This is a genomic window from Delftia sp. SD018, from assembly GCF_017355445.1.
In the GTDB taxonomy this organism is placed as follows: Bacteria; Pseudomonadota; Gammaproteobacteria; order Burkholderiales; family Burkholderiaceae_C; genus Comamonas; species Comamonas acidovorans.
On the sequence record NZ_JADDRN010000050.1, the window covers coordinates 1 to 19781 of the forward strand.

18 protein-coding genes and 2 tRNA genes are annotated in these 19781 nt (G+C 67.6%); 8 read left to right on the forward strand and 12 right to left on the reverse strand.

Going from position 1 to position 19781, the window contains the following annotated elements; all coding sequences use genetic code 11:
• From hemW to INR38_RS27625, 4 genes are all read right to left on the reverse strand, one after another.
• On the reverse strand, window positions 1-730 hold a 730-nt coding region (gene hemW, locus INR38_RS27610; RefSeq protein WP_207476056.1), incomplete at its 3' end, for a radical SAM family heme chaperone HemW.
• Window positions 727-1329: an RdgB/HAM1 family non-canonical purine NTP pyrophosphatase gene (gene rdgB / locus INR38_RS27615; protein ID WP_013803792.1), complete on the reverse strand. Its 603-nt coding sequence runs from the start codon at window positions 1327-1329 to the stop codon at window positions 727-729. The genes rdgB and hemW, both read right to left, overlap by 4 nt.
• Before the next feature lie 98 nt (window positions 1330-1427).
• Window positions 1428-2333, reverse strand: coding sequence for a protein phosphatase 2C domain-containing protein (locus tag INR38_RS27620; RefSeq protein WP_207444591.1), 906 nt, complete (start codon window positions 2331-2333; stop codon window positions 1428-1430).
• Complete coding sequence (locus tag INR38_RS27625) at window positions 2330-3361, reverse strand: serine/threonine-protein kinase (RefSeq protein WP_012203955.1); 1032 nt, start codon at window positions 3359-3361, stop codon at window positions 2330-2332. The genes INR38_RS27620 and INR38_RS27625 overlap by 4 nt, the downstream gene beginning before the upstream one ends.
• 89 nt (window positions 3362-3450) lie before the next feature.
• On the opposite strand from INR38_RS27625, the gene INR38_RS27630 reads away from it, so the two are divergent.
• From INR38_RS27630 to INR38_RS27645, 4 genes are all read left to right on the forward strand, one after another.
• Entirely contained in the window at window positions 3451-4344 is an 894-nt protein-coding gene (locus tag INR38_RS27630; protein WP_043825178.1) for a YicC/YloC family endoribonuclease, read from the forward strand.
• 44 nt (window positions 4345-4388) lie between these two features.
• Window positions 4389-5018, forward strand: a complete 630-nt coding sequence (gene gmk / locus INR38_RS27635; RefSeq protein ID WP_013803794.1) for a guanylate kinase — start codon at window positions 4389-4391, stop codon at window positions 5016-5018.
• Window positions 5019-5036: 18 nt separating this feature from the next.
• On the forward strand, window positions 5037-5240 hold the full coding sequence (gene rpoZ / locus INR38_RS27640; RefSeq protein WP_012203952.1) for a DNA-directed RNA polymerase subunit omega: 204 nt from the start codon (window positions 5037-5039) through the stop codon (window positions 5238-5240).
• A 101-nt stretch (window positions 5241-5341) separates the two neighbouring features.
• Window positions 5342-7609: a bifunctional (p)ppGpp synthetase/guanosine-3',5'-bis(diphosphate) 3'-pyrophosphohydrolase gene (locus INR38_RS27645; protein WP_207444592.1), complete on the forward strand. Its 2268-nt coding sequence runs from the start codon at window positions 5342-5344 to the stop codon at window positions 7607-7609.
• A 27-nt stretch (window positions 7610-7636) separates the two neighbouring features.
• On the opposite strand, the gene INR38_RS27650 is transcribed toward INR38_RS27645, so the two are convergent.
• Window positions 7637-8503 (reverse strand): NAD-dependent protein deacetylase, encoded by an 867-nt coding sequence (locus INR38_RS27650; RefSeq protein ID WP_207444593.1) that lies wholly within the window; start codon window positions 8501-8503, stop codon window positions 7637-7639.
• Window positions 8504-8589: 86 nt separating this feature from the next.
• Here INR38_RS27650 and INR38_RS27655 point away from each other — a divergent pair, with 86 nt between their 5' ends.
• A complete protein-coding gene (locus tag INR38_RS27655) occupies window positions 8590-9963 on the forward strand; it encodes a lytic murein transglycosylase (RefSeq protein WP_207476057.1) in 1374 nt (457 codons plus the stop codon).
• Window positions 9964-9967: 4 nt separating this feature from the next.
• Here the strand turns inward: INR38_RS27655 and greB are convergent, their stop codons facing one another.
• The 3 genes from greB to INR38_RS27670 form a co-directional block, all read right to left on the reverse strand.
• Window positions 9968-10534, reverse strand: coding sequence for a transcription elongation factor GreB (greB, locus tag INR38_RS27660; protein ID WP_013803797.1), 567 nt, complete (start codon window positions 10532-10534; stop codon window positions 9968-9970).
• A gap of 129 nt (window positions 10535-10663) precedes the next feature.
• Window positions 10664-10740: transfer RNA gene (locus tag INR38_RS27665), tRNA-Arg, on the reverse strand.
• A gap of 169 nt (window positions 10741-10909) precedes the next feature.
• Window positions 10910-10986 (reverse strand) — tRNA-Arg (locus INR38_RS27670).
• Between the two features lie 182 nt (window positions 10987-11168).
• Here INR38_RS27670 and INR38_RS27675 point away from each other — a divergent pair.
• Window positions 11169-12698, forward strand: coding sequence for a PLP-dependent aminotransferase family protein (locus INR38_RS27675; RefSeq protein ID WP_207443139.1), 1530 nt, complete (start codon window positions 11169-11171; stop codon window positions 12696-12698).
• Window positions 12699-12745: 47 nt separating this feature from the next.
• On the opposite strand, the gene INR38_RS27680 is transcribed toward INR38_RS27675, so the two are convergent.
• Both INR38_RS27680 and INR38_RS27685 read right to left on the reverse strand, forming a co-directional pair.
• Complete coding sequence (locus INR38_RS27680; RefSeq protein WP_207443140.1) at window positions 12746-14188, reverse strand: amino acid permease; 1443 nt, start codon at window positions 14186-14188, stop codon at window positions 12746-12748.
• Between the two features lie 124 nt (window positions 14189-14312).
• Complete coding sequence (locus tag INR38_RS27685) at window positions 14313-14711, reverse strand: nuclear transport factor 2 family protein (RefSeq protein ID WP_013803799.1); 399 nt, start codon at window positions 14709-14711, stop codon at window positions 14313-14315.
• Window positions 14712-15046: 335 nt separating this feature from the next.
• On the opposite strand from INR38_RS27685, the gene INR38_RS27690 reads away from it, so the two are divergent.
• Window positions 15047-16468 (forward strand): FAD-binding oxidoreductase, encoded by a 1422-nt coding sequence (locus INR38_RS27690; RefSeq protein ID WP_012203944.1) that lies wholly within the window; start codon window positions 15047-15049, stop codon window positions 16466-16468.
• A gap of 81 nt (window positions 16469-16549) precedes the next feature.
• Here the strand turns inward: INR38_RS27690 and INR38_RS27695 are convergent, their stop codons facing one another.
• Together INR38_RS27695 and INR38_RS27700 are read right to left on the reverse strand one after the other, a co-directional pair.
• Window positions 16550-16951: a group II truncated hemoglobin gene (locus tag INR38_RS27695; protein WP_012203943.1), complete on the reverse strand. Its 402-nt coding sequence runs from the start codon at window positions 16949-16951 to the stop codon at window positions 16550-16552.
• Window positions 16952-16990: 39 nt separating this feature from the next.
• Window positions 16991-18532, reverse strand: coding sequence for an MFS transporter (locus INR38_RS27700; protein WP_207443141.1), 1542 nt, complete (start codon window positions 18530-18532; stop codon window positions 16991-16993).
• 205 nt (window positions 18533-18737) lie between these two features.
• Between INR38_RS27700 and INR38_RS27705 the strand changes: the two genes are divergently transcribed.
• Window positions 18738-19619, forward strand: a complete 882-nt coding sequence (locus INR38_RS27705; protein ID WP_043825190.1) for a LysR substrate-binding domain-containing protein — start codon at window positions 18738-18740, stop codon at window positions 19617-19619.
• The last annotated feature ends 162 nt before the right edge of the window (window positions 19620-19781 follow it).

Sequence of the window (19781 nt, forward strand, 5' to 3'; positions counted from 1 at the left end):
TGGCCGGCGGAAACTTGGCGAAATACGTATTGGGCTCGATGGTCAGGTGATAGACCGACAGGTGCGGCGGGGCGAAGGACATGGCCACGTCCAGGTCCCGCGCCAGGTCCAGTTCGGTCTGGCCGGGCAGCGCGTACATCAGGTCGATGTTGAAGGTCTCGAAGCTGTCGGCCGCCTCGCGCACGGCCGCACGCGCCTGGGCGCCGTCGTGCACGCGGCCCACGGCCTGCAGCAGGCGGTCGTCAAAGCTCTGCACGCCAATGGACAGCCGCGTGACACCGGCCGCGCGGAAGGCGCGGAAGCGGTCGGTCTCGAAGGTGCCGGGGTTGGCCTCCATGGTGATCTCGCAGTCGGCCTCCATGCGCAGGCGCGCGCGGATGGCGGCCAGCAGCCGGTCGATGGACTCGGGCGCGAACAGGCTGGGCGTGCCGCCGCCGATGAAGATGCTGTGCACGGTGCGGCCCCAGATCAGCGGCAGCGCGCTCTCCAGGTCGGCGACCAGGGCGTCGATGTAGCGGTCTTCGGGCAGCTTGGGGCCGTCGCGGCCATGCTCGTGCGAGTTGAAGTCGCAGTACGGGCACTTGCGAATGCACCAGGGCAGGTGCACATACAGCGACAGCGGCGGCAGGCTGCCCAGCTGCAGCGTGCCGGGGCGCATGTAGTGCTGGATGTCGCGCTGCACGGCGGCCTGGGCGCCGGAGGCCGAATCCTGGGGCTGGATGGGAATCATCGCACCCAGCGCTCGCGCACGAGTTCGATCATCTGCAGCGTGGCGCGGCCGCGGTGGCTGTGCGCGTGCTTCACGGCCGGGTCCATCTCGGCAAAGGTCTGGCCCAGCTCGGGGATGTACATCACGGGGTCGAAGCCGAAGCCCTGCGTGCCACGGCGCTCGGTGGTGATCTCGCCCTGCACGCGGCCCATGGCGATCAGCGGCTCGGGGTCCCTGGCGCTGCGCACGCCCACCAGGGTGCTGACCATGGCGGCGCGGCGGTCGGCCACGCCCTGCATCTGCTCCAGCAGGGCGCGCACGTTGTTGTCGTCGCTTTTCTCGTAGCCGAACTGCGTGCAGTAGTAGGCCGTGTCCACGCCCGGCAGGCCGCCGAAGTGCGAGACGCACATGCCGGCGTCGTCGGCAATGGCGGGCAGGCCCGTGCGCTCGGCCGCGAAGCGGGCCTTGGACAGCGCGTTCTCCACGAAGGTGCAATGCGGCTCGGGCGCCTCGCCCTCGAACAGGTCGCCCTGGCGAATCAGTTCAACGCCCAGCGGGGCGAACATGGCTTGCAGCTCGGCGAGCTTGCCGCGGTTGTTGGAGGCCAACACAATCTTCATCGTAGAAATCCAGTCGGGCGCCCGTGCGCCCTTTGTCGTCAATAGGTTGGTAGTCCATGCGCGCCACCGGCACCGCTGCTGCGGGCCGGCAGCGGCGTTCAGCGCTTGAACTGGCGCTCGGCCGAGCGGCGTATCGCCTCGTTGATCTCGGCGATGGAGCGCTCGATGGCGGCGTCATCCAGCTCATCTTCCAGGTCTTCGATTGGCCCCCCCTGGATCGTGGATTCAAACGCGTCGTTCTCGATGTCCTGGGTGGAAATGCCCATGGTGGACTCGAAGGCGTCGGGCGTCTCCCACTCCATGGCGATGGCCGTGACGTTGTCGCTGGCATCGCCCGCGTTGCGCAGCGCCGTTTCCACCAGCTGGGGGATGGCCTGGGACACGGTGCGGCCATGCAGGGTGCGCAGCAGGTGCCCTTCGTCCACGCTGCCCCACAGGCCGTCGGAGCACAGCAGCAGCTTGTCGCCCTGCTCCAGCCGGCGCGGCTCGGTCACGTCGTAGATGGGCTTGGACGGCGAGCCCAGGCAGGTGAACAGCACATTGCGGCTGGATGTCTTGAGCTGCGCGGCGATCTCGCCCATCTCCAGATAGGAGTGGTCACGCGTGCGCACCAGCAGCTCGCCACCGCGCACCAGGTACAGGCGCGAGTCGCCGCAGTGGATCCAGGTGATCTTGCCCTTCTGGATGACGGCCGCCACCAGCGTGGTGCGCGGCGTATCGATCATGCCCTTGGCGCTGGCGTAGCGCAGGATCTGCCGGTGCGCATGCAGCAGCGCATCGACCAGAAAGCCCTGCGGATCGTCCAGCAGCGGCTTGGCCTGGCGCTGGAAATGCACGGACATCACCTGCAGCGCCAGCTGCGCGGCGACCTCGCCTTCGGGATGGCCGCCCATGCCGTCGGCCAGCACGAAGAGCACGGCCTCCCGCGTGTAGCAGTAGCCCATGCGGTCTTCATTGAGCGCCCGGCCGCCGCGACGGCTCAGCTGAAATACCGAAAACCTCATGGCTTGCGCTCCTGGCCGACGGCCGGCAGGCCTGCCGCGCCGCTGATCTTCTGCATGTTCTTCTTGGCGTCGGTCACCAGCGTGTCCAGTTGCAGGCGCATGCGCTCGGAGACACTGAGCTTGGTGTAGCGGCGCTCACCCTCGCGGCTCAACTCCTTTTGCAGCGCAAACACCGACTGCGGGCGCGAGCCCGGGTCCATGGCCATGCACCACTCGACGACTTCGATGAGGTTGTCCGAGTACACGCCGCGCAGCTTGGTCAGCGCCAGCGTGAGCCGGTCCTTGTCCTGGCGCTGCGGCGCCTCGTTGGGCGGAAAGCCCTGCATGCAGGCATAGATGCAGGCGCCAATCGCGTAGATGTCGGTCCAGGGGCCGAGCGACGCATCGCGGCGGTACATCTCGGGCGCAGCAAAGCCCGGCGTGTACATGGGGCGGATGAAGTTGCCTTCCTTGGACAGCACCTCGCGCGCCGCGCCGAAGTCGATCATCACGGCACGGTCATCATTGGTGATGAAGATGTTGGCCGGCTTGATGTCCAGGTGCAGCATCTTGTGCTGGTGCACGATGCGCAGGCCGCGCAGCACCTCGTCGAACAGCGAGCGGATGGTCGATTCGCGGAACACCTTCTCGGCCTTGAGCTCGCGCGCGGTGACAACGAAGTCCTGCAGGGTGGCACCCTCCAGGTAGTTCATCACCATGTAGACGGTTTCGTTCTCGCGAAAGAAATTGAGCACGCTGACCACGGAAGCGTGGGAGATCTGTGCAAGGGAACGCCCTTCCTCGAAGAAGCTCTTGAGGCCCAGGCGGTACAGTGAAAGCTTTTCGGGAGCCACGGCGGGCTGCAACTCTCCGGGGGCACGGGTGGCCAGCGATGCGGGCAGGTATTCCTTGATCGCAACCTGCTTGCCCTCTGCATCCAAGGCCAGGTAAACGACGCCGAAACCGCCGGAAGCAAGCCTGCGCACCACCCGATAGCCGCCGATCGTGCTGCCTGGCGGCAATGGCGCCGGCTTGATCTTGGAAGACATTTTTCTCCGGTGAGTCTCAGGGATGAGGCGAAACCCGGATAATCGGGCAATTGCAAGCATCCATCAAAAGTCCAATGCCAGTTTACAGCATGACCGGATACGCCAGTGCCCAGCACGGCGCGTCCGCAGAAGATGGTGGAGCGTCGGGCCGCAACAGCCGGCTCGGTCTGGAGATCCGCTCGGTCAACAGCCGCTTCCTGGATCTTTCGTTCCGCCTGCCCGACGAGTTGCGCGCCCATGAGCCGGCCCTGCGGGCCCTTCTGACCGCCCGCCTCAAGCGCGGCAAGGTCGAAGTGCGCGCCGCCATCGACAACGACGACGGCAACTCCCTGCCCGATCCCTCCACCGCCATGCTGCAGCGCCTGGCCATGCTCCAGGACACCGTCCAGTCATGGCTGCCCGACGCTCGCAGCCTGTCCGTCTCCGACGCACTGCGCCTGGCCAGCGGCGGCGCCAACTCGGCCATCGACTGGAGCAGCATGCTGCCCACGCTGGCAGAGCAGGCCCTGACCGAACTGCTGGAGGCCCGCGCCCGCGAAGGCAAGCGCCTGGCCACCATGCTGCTGGACCGCATCGCCCAGCTGCGCAAGCTCGCGGCAGACGCCACGCCCCTGGTGCCCCAGCTCGTGGAGCAGCAGCGCCTGCGCTTCATGGAGCGCTGGAAGGAAGCGATGGCCCTGGCCGAAGGCGCCGTGGCGCCCGAAGCCGCACAGGACCGCGCCTTGACCGAGGCCACGGCCTTTGCCATCCGCATCGACGTGGCGGAAGAAGTCACCCGCCTGGACTCGCACCTGGACGAGATCCAGAGCCTGCTCAAGAAGGGCGGCGAGATCGGCAAGCGCCTGGATTTCCTGATCCAGGAACTGCACCGCGAAGCCAACACGCTGGGCTCCAAGTCCGCCACGCTGGAGCTGACCCGCATCAGCGTGGACATGAAGGTGCTGATCGAGCAGATGCGCGAGCAGGTGCAGAACATCGAATAAGCCCATCACAGATGCCCATGCGTAACCAAACTGCGCACAAATCCATGGATTACCCCGGAAACCTCTTTGTCGTCTCGGCCCCCAGCGGGGCCGGCAAGTCCAGCCTGGTGCGAGCCTTGCGCGAGTTCGATGCGCGCGTCTCGCCCTCCGTCTCCCACACCACCCGCGCGCCGCGTGGCCAGGAAAAGCACGGCCGCGAGTACTACTTCGTCTCCGACCAGGAATTCGACACCATGGTGTCGAACAACGCCTTCGTCGAATGGGCGAATGTGCACAGCCGCCGCTACGGCACGGCCAAGAAGGCGCTGGAAGAGCGCATCCAGGTCGGCACCGACGTGCTGCTGGAGATCGACTACCAGGGCGCGCTGCAGGTCAAGGAAGCGTTTCCGAACGCCGTTCTGATCTTCATCCTGCCGCCCAGCTGGGACGAGCTTCGCGCACGCCTGGAAAACCGGGGCGAGGATGCGCCCGAGGTGATCGAACTGCGCCTGACGAACGCGGCCGAGGAGATGGCCCAGGTGGCGAAATTCGACTTCGTTATAATCAACGAATTGTTCGAGAGCGCACTGTTTGATCTCAAGACGATCATCCACGCCCAGCGCCTCAAGTATGCGGCTCAGCGCAGCCGCCGCGCAGAGACCTTCGAGTCTCTCAATATTTCTGTACCCAACTGACGTTTCCCGGAGATCCTGATGGCACGCATCACTGTTGAAGACTGCCTGGAGCAGATCCCTAACCGCTTCCAGCTCGTGTTGGCCGCCACCTACCGCGCCCGCATGCTGAGCCAGGGCCACACGCCCAGGATCGAAACCAAGAACAAGCCCGGTGTCACCGCCCTGCGCGAGATCGCCGAAGGCAAGGTCGGCCTGGAGATGCTGAAGAAGGTTCCGGGCTGATTTGCTGCAAAGCAACACAATGGCCCCACAAAGAGCACCGCACAGCGGTGCTTTTTTTACATGAAGCCTGCACAAACCCGCATGCACGCTACATTTAAGTCATGAAAGCGGCCTTGACTTCGTTCACAGCCCCCTCTGATCCCGTACCGACACCCCGGCCCGAGCGCATGTCTGCAGAGCAGGCAGCGAGCGTGTCGGCCAATGCCTTTGCCGGACTGATGGAGCACCTGGGTTACCTGGATGCCACCAGCATCGAGCAGGTGCGCGAAGCCTATGCCTTTGCCGACCTGGCCCACAGCGACCAGTGGCGCAGCAGCGGCGAACCCTACATCACCCATCCCATTGCCGTCACCGCGCTGTGCGCGAGCTGGAAGCTCGACGCCCCGGCCCTGATGGCCGCGCTGCTGCACGATGCGATGGAAGACTGCGGCGTCACCAAGGCGGACCTCGCCCAGCGCTTCGGCCAGGACGTGGCCGAGCTGGTCGACGGCCTCACCAAGCTGGACAAGCTGCAGTTCAACACGCGTGAGGAAAACCAGGCCGAGTCCTTCCGCAAGATGCTTCTGGCCATGGCGCGCGATGTGCGCGTCATCCTGATCAAGCTGGCCGACCGCACCCACAACATGCGCACCATGGGCGACATGCCGCGCAACAAGTGGGGCCGCATCTCGTCGGAGACGCTGGAGATCTACGCACCCATCGCCCACCGCCTGGGCCTGAACCAGACCTACCGCGAGCTGCAGGACCTGGCCTTCCGCCACCTGCATCCCTGGCGCTATGCCACGCTGGAAAAGGCCATCGCCCGCTCGCGCAAGCGCCGCCGCGACCTGGTCCAGCGCGTGCAGGACGAGGTCAATGCGGAGTTCGCCGGCGCAGGCCTGCAGGCACGCCTGGCCGGGCGCGAAAGCACGCTGTATTCGCTCTATCTGCGCATGGAGAAGAACCAGCTGAGCTTTGCCAAGGTGACGGACGTCTACGGGTTTCGCGTCATCCTGCCGCGCGTGATCGACTGCTACACCGCGCTGGGCGTGCTGCACCAGATGTACAAGCCCATGCCGGGCCGCTTCAAGGACTACATCGCCATTGCCAAGAACAATGGCTACCAGTCGCTGCACACCACGCTGGTGGGCCCCTCGGGCGTGAACATCGAGTTCCAGATCCGCACCGAGGAAATGCACATCGTCGCCGAGGCCGGCGTCGCCGCGCACTGGCTGTACAAGGCCCAGCCCGGCCACGATTCCGAACAGCTGGGCACGCAGTGGCTGCAGTCGCTGCTGGACATCCAGAACGAGACGCGCGATGCGGCCGAGTTCTGGGACCACGTCAAGGTGGACCTGTTCCCCGACGCCGTCTACGTGTTCACGCCCAAGAGCGAGATCATGGCCATGCCGCGCGGCGCCACCGTGGTGGACTTCGCCTATGCCATCCACAGCAAGGTCGGCAACCACATGACGGCCGCCCGGATCAACAACGAGGAAGTGCCGCTGCGCACCGAACTCAAGAGCGGCGACGTGGTGCAGATCGTCACCTCCGAGGACGCCACGCCCAACCCGGCCTGGCTGGGCTTCGTGAAGACGGGCCGCGCGCGCTCCAAGATCCGCCACTACCTGAAGTCGGCCGCGCAAAGCGAATCGGCCCGCCTGGGCGAGAACCTGCTGGCCCAGGCCATGCGTGCCGAAGGCATGGATGCCGTGCCGCCGGCCGACGAGGCCAACCAGGCACTGTGGGACGAGGTGCTGCGCATGGCCGGCAGCCGCAGCCGCGCCGACCTGATGGTGGACATCGGCATGGGCCGGCGCATTGCGTCGCTGGTGGCCTCGCGCCTGACGGCGCTGATGGCGCGCCACGGCCACCGGCCCGACGCCCTGCTGCTCACACGCGAACGCTTCAACTCCAGCAACCGTCCCTTCCAGGGCGCCGTGCTGCTGGACGGCTCCAACCAGGGCTCCATCCACTACGCGCAATGCTGCCGCCCCGTGCCGGGCGACCCCATCGTGGGCTACCTGGGCAGCGGCGAAGGCTTGATCGTCCACCATGCGCAGTGCAAGATCGCGCAGCGCCTGCAGGAAAAGGACAGGGACCGCTTCATCGTGGTCGAGTGGGCCGATGAGATGGATGCCGCGCGCCTGTTCGAGGCACGCATCGTGGTCACCGTCAACAACGGCAAGGGCGTGCTCGCGCGCGTGGCGGCCGAGCTGGCGGGCGCCGAGGTGGACATCCTGCGCGTGGACATGGCCGACGAGGCCGCCATGAGCACCACGGACCTGTGCTTCGTGATCTCGGTGCACGACAACCAGCAGGTGGAGTCCGCGCTGCGCAACCTGCGCCGCGTGCACTCGGTGGTGCGCGCATCGCGCGTCATCCCCTGAACACTGCCCCGCTCCTGCGGGGCTTTTTCATTGCTCCAGGTCCAGGGCCAGCTGCTGCAGCAACGGGCCGCAGTCCTGCTCGATCTTGAGGGCCAGCAAATCCTCGGAGCGCATGCGGCCCTGGTTGATGGCGGCCACCGGCTTGCCCTGGGCCACGGCCTCATGCACGAAGCGCAGGCCTGAATACACCATCAGCGACGAACCGGCGACCAGCAGCCCGCCGGCCTGCTGCAGCATGGCGCGCACGGCCTGCACCCGCTGGCTGGGCACGCCTTCCCCGTAGAACACCACATCGGGCTTGAGCACGCCGCCGCAGTGCGGGCAGGCCGGCACGTCGAAGCGGCTGAAGTCGCGCCCCTCCAGATCGGCATCGCCGTCGGGCGCGGCCTGGGCGCTCAGGCCGGCCCAGCCGGGGTTGCGCTCCAGCAGCATGGCCTGCAGCACGGCGCGCTCCATGCCGGCGCCGCAGCCCATGCAGCGAACGGCGGCGATGCGGCCGTGCAGGTCGATGACGCCATCGCTGCCCGCGGCCGTATGCAGGCCGTCCACATTCTGGGTGACCAGGCCTTCGATCCATCCGTGCCGCTGCAACTGCGCCAGTGCCGCGTGGGCCTGGCCGGGTCTGGCCTGCGCCATCACGGGCCAGCCCAGCAGGCTGCGCGCCCAATAGCGCTGGCGCGTGGCATGGCTGCCCATGAAGGCCTGCAGCGTCACCGGCTGGGGGCGCTTCCATTGCCCCTCCAGATCCCGATAGTCCGGAATGCCGGAGCCCGTGCTGCAGCCCGCGCCCGTCAGCACCAGCCAGCGCCGGCCGGGCGGCAGCAAGGCGCGCAGGGCCAGCGCGGCATCGTGCAGAACCAGGGATGGTGATGGCGGCGGAGCGATGGCAGTCATGGCCGCACAGCATAGCGGCCCCGCACGCCCAATGCAGAAACACCGTGTTGCACTCCGAGCCGGGGTGCAGCGGAGACAATGGCCGGATGCACCACGCACACGCCACCGCCCAAGCCGCCGCCCAAGCCACCGCCCACGCCTTTCCCACCGCCCGCCATCCCGCCGCGCTCAACCGTGCCGCCCTGGCCACCGCCCTGGCCGCCGTGCTGCTGGCCGGCTGCGCGTCCCGGCCGGCGCCTGCGCCGGTCACGGTGCCGCCCTCCATGCCCGCCCCCACGGCGCCTGCCGCGCCCGTGCAGCCCGAACCGGCCACCGCGCCGGATGCCGCCCAGCAGGCCGAGGCCACCAGCTTCGAAGCATGGAAGCGGGATTTCGCGCGCAAGGCGCTGGACGCCGGCATCTCGGAGAAAACCGTGCGCAGCGCACTGGAGCCTGCCCGGCTGCAGCGCCGCGCGGTGCAGCTGGACCGCTCGCAGCCTGAATTCACGCGCACGCCCTGGCAGTACCTGGACAGCGCCGTATCGGCCCAGCGCATTGCCCAGGGCCGCGCCAAGCTGCGCGAAGCGGCTGCACCGCTGCAGTCGGCCAGCCAGCGCTATGGCGTGCCGGCCGAGGTGATCGCCGCCATCTGGGGCATGGAAAGCAATTTCGGCAGCAACTTCGGCAACTTCCCAACGGTCGATGCGCTGGCCACGCTGGCCTTTGACGGCCGGCGCGCCGCCTGGGCGCAAAAGGAGCTGCTCGCAGCCCTGTGCATCATCGACAACGGCGATATCGATGCGGCCCACATGATCGGCTCCTGGGCGGGTGCCATGGGCCACACGCAATTCCTTCCCTCCGTGTTCCTGGCCTATGCGGTGGATGCCGATGGCGACGGCCGCCGCGACATCTGGGGCAGTCTGCCCGATGTGACGGCCTCCACGGCGAACTACCTGGCCCATTCGGGCTGGAAGACGGGCGAGCCCTGGGGCGTGGAAGTGCGCCTGCCGGCAGGCTTTGACCATGCACGCGCCGAGACCAGCGTGCGCCAGGACAGCGCGCAATGGGCAGCCGAAGGCGTGCAGGCCGTGGACGGATCCGCCCTGCCCGCCATGGCCGATGCCAGCGTGATCGCGCCGGCCGGCGCGCGTGGGCCGGCCTTCATGGTGGGTGCCAATTTCCGCACCATCCTGCGCTACAACAACTCCGTGAATTACGCGTTGGGCGTGGGCCTGCTGTCGCAGCAACTGGCCGGCGGCCCGGGCGTGCAGGCGGCCTGGCCGCGCGATCTGGCACCGCTGTCGCGCGAGCAGTTGCGCGCCTTGCAGGCTGCGCTCAACGAACGGGGATTTTCAGCCGGGACGGCCGATGGCGTGATGGGCCCGGCCACGCGCGCGGGCCTGCGCCAGTTCCAGCAAAGCCAGGGCCTGGTGGCCGACGGCTATCCCACGCTGGAGCTGCTGCAGAAACTGCAGCCCTGAACGCTCACCCGGCGGCGCTGCCCGGCTCCGGGTAGGTGACTTCCAGCACTTCCAGCGTGCGCACACCTGCGGGTGTGGGCAGGGCCACCTCGTCGCCCACACGGGCCTTGAGCAGGGCGCGCGAGACGGGTGCGATCCAGCTGACCTGCTGGCGTGCGCTGTCGGCCTCGTCGATGCCCATGATGGTGATGGTGCGCTCCTCGCCTTCGTCATCGACATAGGTGACGGTGGCGCCGAAGTAGATCTGCTCGCTGCCGGCATGCACGGAGGGATCGACCACCTCGGCGATCTCCAGCCGCTTGGTCAGAAAGCGGATGCGCCTATCGATCTCGCGCAGGCGCTTCTTGCCGTAGAGATAGTCGCCGTTCTCGGAGCGGTCGCCATTGCTGGCCGCCCAGTGCACGATCTCCACGATGCGCGGACGCTCGTTGTCGATCAGGTCCAGCAGCTCCGTCTTCAGCCGCGCGAAGCCCTGGGGCGTGATGTAGTTCTTGCCGCCCGGCGGCAAGGGCGGCAGGCCGACTTCATCATCGTCGTCGCCGTCGGATTCCTTGGTGAAAGCCTTGCTCATAGGGAGCCGATCTTCACACAGATCACCGCAGCAGGCGAAGACGCCGAACAAACCTCGACACCAACGGCGGCACCAACTGAGCACAAACGAAAAAGCCTCAGAACTTTGCAGTTCTGAGGCTTGTCGTTTTGGTGCGGCTGGCAGGAATCGAACCCACGACCCCTTGGTTCGTAGCCAAGTACTCTATCCAGCTGAGCTACAGCCGCCAAGCTTCGAATTATAGCGTGCTTTTTGAACGCTTACGGAAAACCATGAAAATATCGAAAAACAACCGTTGACCAGCGCCTGAACCATTGCCACGGCCTCTGTGCGGGCCTGTGCGGGCGCCTGAAACGAAAAAGCCTCAGAACTTTGCAGTTCTGAGGCTTGTCGTTTTGGTGCGGCTGGCAGGAATCGAACCCACGACCCCTTGGTTCGTAGCCAAGTACTCTATCCAGCTGAGCTACAGCCGCCAAGACAACGATTGTATATCAATTTCCGGCCTCTCCGCAAAAATTGCAACCATCGCAAACTCCGGGCCCCGTGGCGCACCGGCTGGCCTATATTGGCCGGTCGCGGATGCAGGCCCTGCCCTGCACCTGCGCGGGAGACAAACACAGCGAGCGGCCCGCCGCAGCGGCGGGAACGACAAGACATGACAGACAAGCGCGCGGCCACGCAGCCGCAACCGCCCGAGGGCGCCATGTGGGGGCAGCTGTTTCGCCGCAGCGCCCGCCCCTCCCTGAGCCTGCAGGGCCAGATCCGCGAGATGCTGGTCGATGCCATCCTCTCGGGCATCCTCGCACCCGGCGAATCCATTCCCTCCAGCCGCGAGCTGGCGCGCCACCTGGGCGTGGCACGCATCACCGTCGTGCTGGCCTACCAGCAGCTGGCCGAGGAAGCCTTTTTGCTGAGCCGCCAGCGCAAGGGCCACTTCATCCATCCCGACGTACTCAAGGGGCGCACGCCGGGCGGCGCTGCGGCCAGCACCACCCCTGGCGAAGGCCGCCGCACCGACTGGTCGCGGCGCCTGTGGCTGCTGCCCAGCCAGCAGCGCAGCATCGTCAAGGAAGAGGACTGGCAGCGCTACCCCTATCCCTTTCTGTACGGCCAGTTCGACAAGGAGCTGTTTCCCACGGCCGCCTGGCGCGAATGCTGCCTCAAGGCCCTGGGCGTGCTGGACATACGCCAGTGGGCGCCCGACCAGATCGCGCGCGACGACGAGATGCTGATCCAGCAGGTGCAGACCAAGATCCTGCCCAGGCGCGGCGTCTGGGCCTCGGCCGACGAGCTGATCATCACCGTGGGTGCGCAGCACGCCCTCTACATGGTGGCCGACCTGCTGATGCGCGAGGGCACGGCCGTGGGCATCGAGGAGCCCGGCTACCCCGACGCGCGCAACATCTTCAGCAGCCGTACCTCCCAGGTCATCCCGCTGCCGGTGGACGGCCAGGGCCTGCCGGTCACGCCGCTGCTGCGCCAGCTCGACTACCTCTACGTGACCCCCAGCCACCAATGCCCCACGGGCGTGACCATGCCGCTGGCGCGGCGTGAGGCGCTGCTGGAGATGGCCGAGGCGCACGACATCATCCTCATCGAGGACGACTACGAGAGCGAGAGCAGCTTCGACGGCCAGCCCATTCCGGCACTCAAGAGCCTGGACCGCAGCAACCGCGTGATCTACGTGGGCAGCCTGTCCAAGAGCCTGGCGCCGGGCCTGCGCGTGGGCTACATCGTGGCTGCGCCCGAGCTGATCCGCGAGCTGCGCGCGCTGCGCCGGCTCATGATCCGCCACCCCGCCACCTTCGTGCAGCGCACGCTGGCCATGTTCATCTCCCTGGGCCACTACGAGGCCCAGCAGCGGCGCCTGGCCCAGGCGCAGAAGGAGCGGCACGCAGCCCTCACGGCCGCCATGGCCGAGCATGCCCCCGGCTGCCGCATCACGCCCGTGCGCGGCGGCGGCTCGTGCTGGGTGCAGTTGCCCGACCACATGCCTGTCGAAGCCCTGGCGCAGCGCGCCGCGGCGCACGGCGTGCTCATCGAGCCCGGCGATGTGTTCTTCGCCCGCCCGGGCACGCCCGGCAGCTTCATGCGCATGGGCTACCAGTCCATACCCGCCAACGACATCGGCCAGGGCGTGAAGGCCCTGGCCGATGCGATCCGTGAGGAGCAGCCCGAGAAGTAACGCAAGGAGTGGCCGGGACCGGCCCTGCCGGTCCCGTCGCCCCTGGGTCAGTACTTCTGCGGCTCGGGCTGCGCGGCCTCGGACAGCGAGGACACCACCGGCGACACGCCACGCTGCAGGAACTGCCGCACGCCATAGGCCAGCAGCAGGATGCACAGGCTGGCCACGCCCAGCGCCAGCGGTGTGCGCTGCTCGGGAATGAAGGCCATGGCGATGACGATGGACAGCATGCCGAAGATGGCGAACCAGGTCAGGTACGGATAGCACCACATGCGCACCTTGAGCAGGTGCGGCGCCTCACGCTCCAGGCGGGAGCGCAGGCGCAGCTGCGAGATGGCGATCAGGATGTAGACGAAGATCGCCACCGTGCCGTAGGAATTGACCAGGAAGGCGAACACCTTGTCGGGCGACACATAGGACATCACCACGGCGCCGTAGCCGAACACCGTGGCCACCAGGATGGCGCGCGTGGGCACGCCATTGCGGCTGACCTTGGCCAGCGCCTGGGGCGCATCGCCGCGCCGCGTCAGCGCGAACAGCATGCGCGAGGATGCATACAGCCCCGAGTTGAGCGCCGACAGCACGGCCGTCAGCACGATGGCGTTCATGATCTGCGCGGCAGCGGGCACGCCCATGGTGTTCAGTGCGCTCACATACGGCGTGGCGATGCCAACCGCATTCCAGGGCACCAGGCAGGCCACCAGGAAGATGGAGCCCACATAGAACACCAGCACGCGCGTGATCACCGAGCTGGTGGCCTTGGCCACGGCCTTCTGCGGCTCGGCAGTTTCAGCCGCCGCGATGGTCACGATTTCGGCGCCGAAGTAAAAGCCCGTGGCCGCCACGGCCCCGGTCAGCACCGGCACGATGCCGTTGGGCATGAAGCCGCCATTGCCGGTGAGGTTGCCGAAGTGCATGCCCTGCGACGCAGGCGTCAGGCCCAGCACGTAGACGCCGGCCACGAACAGGAAGACCACGATGGCCGCCACCTTGATGGAGGCGAACCAGAACTCGAACTCGCCAAAGGACTTCACCGAGACCAGGTTGGTCAGCGTCAGCATCACCAGCAGCACCAGGCTGATGCTCCAGTTGGGGACATCGGGCAGCCAGTAGCGCACCAGGTCGGCACCGGCCACGGCCTCCAGCGCCACGACGATGACCCAGAAGTACCAGTACATCCAGCCCGTCAGAAAGCCTGCCAGCCGGCCCACGCCGGGGCGGTCGCGCCAGGCCTCTCGCGCATATTCGTAGAAGGACCCTCCGCCGGGCATGGAGCAGGCCAGCTCGCCCAGCATGCGCATGACCAGCACCACGAGCAGGCCCGTGATGAGGAAGGAAAGAATCGCGGCCGGCCCGGCCGACTTGATGACCACGCCGCTGCCCACGAACAGCCCGGCGCCGATGACGCCGCCCAGGGCGATCATGGTCATGTGCCGCTGTTTGAGCCCGTGTGAAAGCCCCGGCGAAGAGGCTTGCTGATGTCCGATCATGTCTTGTCTCCTGTTGCGTTCAGGCGCCACGGCTGATGCTCTGTTGTGGTGGCTGCGCAGGTGCGCGCCTTGCCGTGGCGTATCCGGTGTTCCCGGTGGCACGGGGCCGCAAGGCCCCGCGCCGTCAGGCGGCCGCCACCGGCGGGCGGTCCTTGCGGAAGGCGTTCTTCACGGCGATCTTTCCGTCCTTGAAGGTGAAGACATCCACCATGCGCGCTTCCACGCGCAGGCCGTCGGCCTTGGTGCCCTTGAAGGTGCTCTCGGACACGCCACGGTCGCCCTGCACGAAATGGTCTCCATCGAGCCAGGCCGCATCGGGGAAGGCCTGCCAGGCCATCTGGAAACCCTCGCGCACCGCCTGGCGGCCGACGAAGCTGCGGCCCATGAGATCGGGCCCGGCCACGGCGTGGAACTCGCACTCATCGGCCATGAAGCCCATCAGGGCCTCGATGTCGTGGCGGTTCCAGGCCTCGGCGAAGCGGGCCAGGAACTGGGCATCCGGAGGGTTGGTGTCTGCGCTCATGCTGTCTCCTTGTCTGTGGTGGGTACCACGGCGCCGGGCCCCGGGCAGGGCCGCCGCGCCGCGTCATCGAAATGTCGATGGACCATGGTAGGTAGCAGGCACACGGACCCGTTAGAACCAGATGCCATCAATCGTTAGGTCCAGGCGCGCGCACCGGCCGCCACTGGCTCTATCGAAAGCTGGGCTGTGGCGCTAACTGGCTCCATGGCCTGCTGGCTATGCTGATTCCATCGTCGGCGCACCGCCTTGCAGGGCTTGCCGGCATTGGCCCCATTCCACCGAATCCATAGCAAAAAGCGGCAGATCCCAAGCCGCCGCACCAGGAGACATCCGCCATGAAAGCCGAGGACATCCGCCCCAGCCACCTGCGTCCCTACGACCCTCAGTACGACCCGCTGGTGGCCGCCAACCCGGGCCACGGCACGGGCTATGCGCCCACCTACTGGGTCGGCACGGCGGGACGCCCGCCAGACGATGACGGCCCGGTCACCGGCGACATGGACGTGGACGTGGCCATCGTCGGCTCGGGCTTCACGGGCCTGGCCACGGCCCTGTTCCTGGCGCGCGAGCACGGCATACGCGCCGTGGTGCTGGACGCCAACCAGACCGCCTGGGGCTGCACCAGCCGCAACGGCGGCCAGGGGCAGAACGCCAGCGGGCGCCTGTACCGCTCGCAGTGGATTGCGCGCTGGGGCAAGGACGTGGCGCTCAAGCTCGACGCCGAGATCCGCGAGGGCTTCCAGACCTTCAAGGACCTGGTGGCCGAATTCCCCGAGTGCGAGCCCCAGCCCGGCGGCCACCTCTACATCGCCCACCGCGAAAAGAAACTCGACTTCCTGCGCAACGAGACCCAGATCATGCGCGAGGTCTTCGGCTACGACGCCCGCATGCTCAGCCCCGAGGAGCTGCGCCGCGACTATGTGAACGACGCCGACAGCCACGGCGCCATGCACGAGCCCGACGGCATCGGCGTGCACCCGCTCAAGCTGGCCTTCGGCTACCTGCGCAAGGCGCGGGAGCTGGGCGTCAAGGTGCACCCGGCCAGCCCGGTGCTGGGCGTCGAGACGCGCAACGGCGTGCACCACCTGCGCACGCCCGGCGGCACCGTGCGGGCGCGCGCCGTGGGCTTTGCCACGGGCGGCTACACCAGCAACGCCCTGCATGGCAGCCTGCGCTCCAAGATCATGCCCATCCTCTCGAACTCGCTGGTCACGCGGCCGCTGACCGAGCAGGAACTGGAGGCCACGGGCTTCAAGACCACCCAGGTCATCACCGACACGCGCACGCTGCGCTTTTACTACCGCCGCCTGCCCGACAACCGCGTGCAGATCGGCAGCCGCAGCGCCGTCACGGGTGCCGATGCGCCCAACCCCATCCACATGGCCAAGCTGGTGGACGGCCTGCACCGCAAGTTCCCGGCGCTCAAGGGCATCACCATCGACTACTCCTGGTGGGGCTGGGTCGATGTGAGCCACGACATGATGCCGCGCGTCTTCCAGCCCGACCCGGCCCAGAGCATCTTCTACGCCGTGGGCTATGGCGGCAACGGCGTCTCCTTCTCGGCCCACGCGGGCCGTCGCATGGCCGAGCGCATCGCGGGGCGCCAGAGCAAGACCTTCGAGCTGCCCATCTACAACTCGGAGCTGGAGTACCCGAACGTCTTCAACATGGTGCGTTCGCCCGCGTTTGCGCCGTTTCGCCGGCTGGGGCAGCGGTTCCTGTACCACTGGTACTACATGCGCGACGAAAAGCTCTGAACCCCAACCGATTGCTGCTTGGGCCGGCCTCCTGCAGGGGGCCGGCCCTTTTTTTTCAGCAGCGCCGGGGGCAGCCAGCTGCTACCGGTTCCGCATCCAGTCGGCCGTGTTCATGAAGCTGGCCTTGAGGCGCACGCGCAAATCCTCAGGCACGCCGGTCTCGCCCATGGCCTGGTCCATGCAGGCCACCCACTGGTCGCGTTCCAGGATGCCGATGGAAAACGGCATGTGGCGCATGCGCAGGCGCGGGTGGCCGAAGCGGTCCTGGTAATGGTCCGGGCCGCCCAGCCAGCCGCACAGGAACCAGAACAGCTTCTGGCGCGCATCGGCCAGCGTGCTGCCGTGGGCGGCACGCAGTTCGGCATAGCCGGGCTCCAGGTCCATCAGATCGTAGAAACGGTCCACCAGGGCCTGCACCCTGGGCTCGCCGCCGATCCATTCATAGGGGGTCTGGGGGGCGTTGTTCTGGGATTCCTCTGACATGGCGAAAAGCGGCTGGCGGCTGAGTGAAACCCGCGATTGTCAGGCATGTGCCATGTCCGTGCCCGTACCGGTATCCGTGGGGGCCCCGGCACGCAGGAACCCGTACACCGCCAGCGCCGTGAGCACCGTGATGCCCGCCAGCACATCCAGCAAGATGCCAAAGGCTTGGCCATAGGCCGCCAGCACGGCGGGTGCAGACAGGCCGGGCAGCAGGGCCATGGCCTCGGCGATGTTCCCCGTCACCAGCAACTGCGCCGCGCGGCCGGTGGCATGCACCGCGTGGGGCGCCTGCACTGCCTGGGGCGCCTGAGCTGCCAGGGCCGACAGACGCCATACCAGCAATGCGGCCAGCACCGCGCCCACCAGCGCCAGCGCCATGCCTTCGCCCGCCACGCGCACCGTGCTGAAAATTCCCGTGGCCATGCCGGCGCGCTCGCTGGGCACCACGCTCACGGCCAGGCCATCCATCAAACCCCAGGGCAGCCCGATGCCCAGGCCTATCAGCAGCAGCGGAGGCGCCATCTGCGCAAAGGCCGTGCCCGGCGCGCACCCGCCCAGCCACAGCAGGCCCGCCGCGCAAACCAGCAACCCCGCCAGGCACAGCAGCGCGGCCGAAACCCAGCGCGTGAGCCAGCCCGCCAGCAACGGCACGAACAGCATGGGCAGGGACAGCACAAACATCAGCTGCCCCGCCTGCAGCGACGCCATGCCCTCCACGCCGATGAAGCGCACCGGCAGCAGCACCAGCAGCACCACGAAGGCATAGGCCGGCGCACCCGCCAGCAACTGCACGCCCACGAAACGCGGATAGCGAAACAGCGACAGGTCCAGCATGGGCTGCCCCGTGCGCTGCTGCACGCGCCGCTCCACGGCCACAAAGGCCGCCAGCGCCAGCGCGGCACCGGCCAGCGGCAGCAGCGCCGCCCCGCTGGACCAGCCCGCCTCCGGCCCCTGCAGCACGCCCCAGGTCAGCAGCGCCAGGGCTGCGGTGAACAGCAGCGCACCGGCCCGGTCCAGCCGCTGCGCCTTCGGATTGCGCGACTCCGGCATGCAGCGCAGCCCCAGCACCAGCGCGGCCAGCGCCACGGCGGCCACGCAAAGCACCACGCCGCGCCAGCCCGCCACGCCCAGCAACCAGCCCGACAGCAACGGCCCGAAGGCCAGGCCCACGCCGAACGACGTGCCCACGCCACTGAAGGCACGCATGCGCGCCGTCCCGTCGAACACCTGGGCCAGCGCCGCCGTGCCGCCCGCCAGCGCGGCCGCCGCGCCCAGGCCCTGCAGCGCACGCAGCAGGTTGAACACGACAATGGCTCCCTGCCCGCCCAGGCAGGCCTGGGCCAGCGCACTGGCCAGCACCACGCCCAGCCCGGTCAGGAAAACGCGCCGCCGCCCGTGCAGATCGGCCAGCGCGCCGGCCGCCATCAGCGTGGCGCCAAAGCTCAGCATGAAGGCATTCGTCACCCAGTTCAGCGCCAGCGGCCCGCCGCCCAGCGCCTCGCGCAGCGCAGACAGGGCCACGGCCGGCCCGGTAAAGCTCAGCGGCATCGCCAGCGCCGCAAGGCACACCGACAACAGCACCCAGACCGGGGATGCACGCGGTCGCGCTGTACCGTGGAGCGCACCCGGTGCGCGGGAAGAAGTCAGGCAGGAGGACATGGTTGGCAAGGCTTTCGCAATTTCCCGGCCGCACATGGCCAGGCATGCATGAACGATAAAAGCGCTGCAATGCCGTGAAAATGGGCGCCAGACTCCCCACACTCCCAACCCCAGGTTGGCAATCGACATGGACAGCTTCAGCGGACTCGAATCCTTTGTGCGTGCAGCCGACCTGCTGAGCTTTGCCGAGGCCGGGCGCGCCCTGGGCATCTCGGCCTCGGCCGTAGGCAAGAACGTGGCGCGGCTGGAACAGCAACTGGGCCTGCGCCTGTTCCAGCGCACCACGCGCCAGGTACGCCTCACGCAGGAAGGCGCGCTGTTCCATGAGCGCTGCCGCCGCATCCTGGATGAACTGCACGATGCGCGCGCCACCATGCAGGCCGCCGCCGAGGCGCCGCGCGGACGGCTGCGCGTGAGCCTGCCCACCATCGGCTACCGCTTCCTGCTGCCCGTGCTGCCCGAGTTCCAGGCCCTGTACCCGGAGGTTGACCTGGACCTGGACTTCAACGATCACCTGGTGGACGTGGTCGAAGCCGGCCTGGACGTGGTCATCCGCAGCGGCGAACTGGCCGACTCACGCCTGGTGGCGCGCCGGCTGGGGCCGTTCCGCTTCATCCTGGCAGGCTCGCCCGACTACCTGGCGGCACGGGGCATACCGCAATCCCCCGCCGAACTGGCACAGCACAGCTGCCTGCGCTACCGCTTCCTGAGCAGCGGCAAGCTGGAGGAATGGGTGCTGCCCGGCATGCCGCCCCACCTGCCCGCCGCCCTGGTCTGCAACAACATGGAAGCCATGCTGGGCGCGGCCGTGGCGGGCATGGGGCTGGCCTATATGCCCGACTTCCTGGCGCGCGATGCACTGGGGCGTGGCGAACTGCAGCGGGTGCTGGCGGAGGACCTGACGCACACGGGGCAGTTTTCGGCGCTGTGGGCGTCGAGTCGGCAGTTGTCGCCTAAGGTGAGGGCGTTTGTGGATTTTGTGGGGGGGAGGTTGTTCAAGGAGGGCTGAGTTGTGTCTCTGCTCGCCGGAGTCGCCTTTTTTTGCCCCGGCCGGGTGGTTGTTTTTCGAGGCCGGGTCTCGGCCCGGCGGCCGACTGCCCTTTCTTGATTCGCCAAGAAAGGTCAGATCAAAGAAGGCGACCCGAATGTCCGCGACCCTCCGCTTCGCTGC

What these genes read in the sequence shown, in the direction of transcription:
- INR38_RS27685 (WP_013803799.1), bottom strand. Translation starts at nt 14,711, where the DNA reads ATGAGCGCAGACACCAACCCTCCGGATGCCCAGTTCCTGGCCCGCTTC.
- rpoZ (WP_012203952.1), top strand. Translation starts at nt 5,037, where the DNA reads ATGGCACGCATCACTGTTGAAGACTGCCTGGAGCAGATCCCTAACCGC.
- INR38_RS27655 (WP_207476057.1), top strand. Translation starts at nt 8,590, where the DNA reads ATGCACCACGCACACGCCACCGCCCAAGCCGCCGCCCAAGCCACCGCC.
- rdgB (WP_013803792.1), bottom strand. Translation starts at nt 1,329, where the DNA reads ATGAAGATTGTGTTGGCCTCCAACAACCGCGGCAAGCTCGCCGAGCTG.
- INR38_RS27625 (WP_012203955.1), bottom strand. Translation starts at nt 3,361, where the DNA reads ATGTCTTCCAAGATCAAGCCGGCGCCATTGCCGCCAGGCAGCACGATC.
- INR38_RS27620 (WP_207444591.1), bottom strand. Translation starts at nt 2,333, where the DNA reads ATGAGGTTTTCGGTATTTCAGCTGAGCCGTCGCGGCGGCCGGGCGCTC.
- INR38_RS27650 (WP_207444593.1), bottom strand. Translation starts at nt 8,503, where the DNA reads ATGACTGCCATCGCTCCGCCGCCATCACCATCCCTGGTTCTGCACGAT.
- INR38_RS27690 (WP_012203944.1), top strand. Translation starts at nt 15,047, where the DNA reads ATGAAAGCCGAGGACATCCGCCCCAGCCACCTGCGTCCCTACGACCCT.
- INR38_RS27675 (WP_207443139.1), top strand. Translation starts at nt 11,169, where the DNA reads ATGACAGACAAGCGCGCGGCCACGCAGCCGCAACCGCCCGAGGGCGCC.
- greB (WP_013803797.1), bottom strand. Translation starts at nt 10,534, where the DNA reads ATGAGCAAGGCTTTCACCAAGGAATCCGACGGCGACGACGATGATGAA.
- INR38_RS27705 (WP_043825190.1), top strand. Translation starts at nt 18,738, where the DNA reads ATGGACAGCTTCAGCGGACTCGAATCCTTTGTGCGTGCAGCCGACCTG.
- INR38_RS27645 (WP_207444592.1), top strand. Translation starts at nt 5,342, where the DNA reads ATGAAAGCGGCCTTGACTTCGTTCACAGCCCCCTCTGATCCCGTACCG.
- gmk (WP_013803794.1), top strand. Translation starts at nt 4,389, where the DNA reads ATGGATTACCCCGGAAACCTCTTTGTCGTCTCGGCCCCCAGCGGGGCC.
- INR38_RS27695 (WP_012203943.1), bottom strand. Translation starts at nt 16,951, where the DNA reads ATGTCAGAGGAATCCCAGAACAACGCCCCCCAGACCCCCTATGAATGG.
- INR38_RS27630 (WP_043825178.1), top strand. Translation starts at nt 3,451, where the DNA reads ATGACCGGATACGCCAGTGCCCAGCACGGCGCGTCCGCAGAAGATGGT.
- INR38_RS27680 (WP_207443140.1), bottom strand. Translation starts at nt 14,188, where the DNA reads ATGATCGGACATCAGCAAGCCTCTTCGCCGGGGCTTTCACACGGGCTC.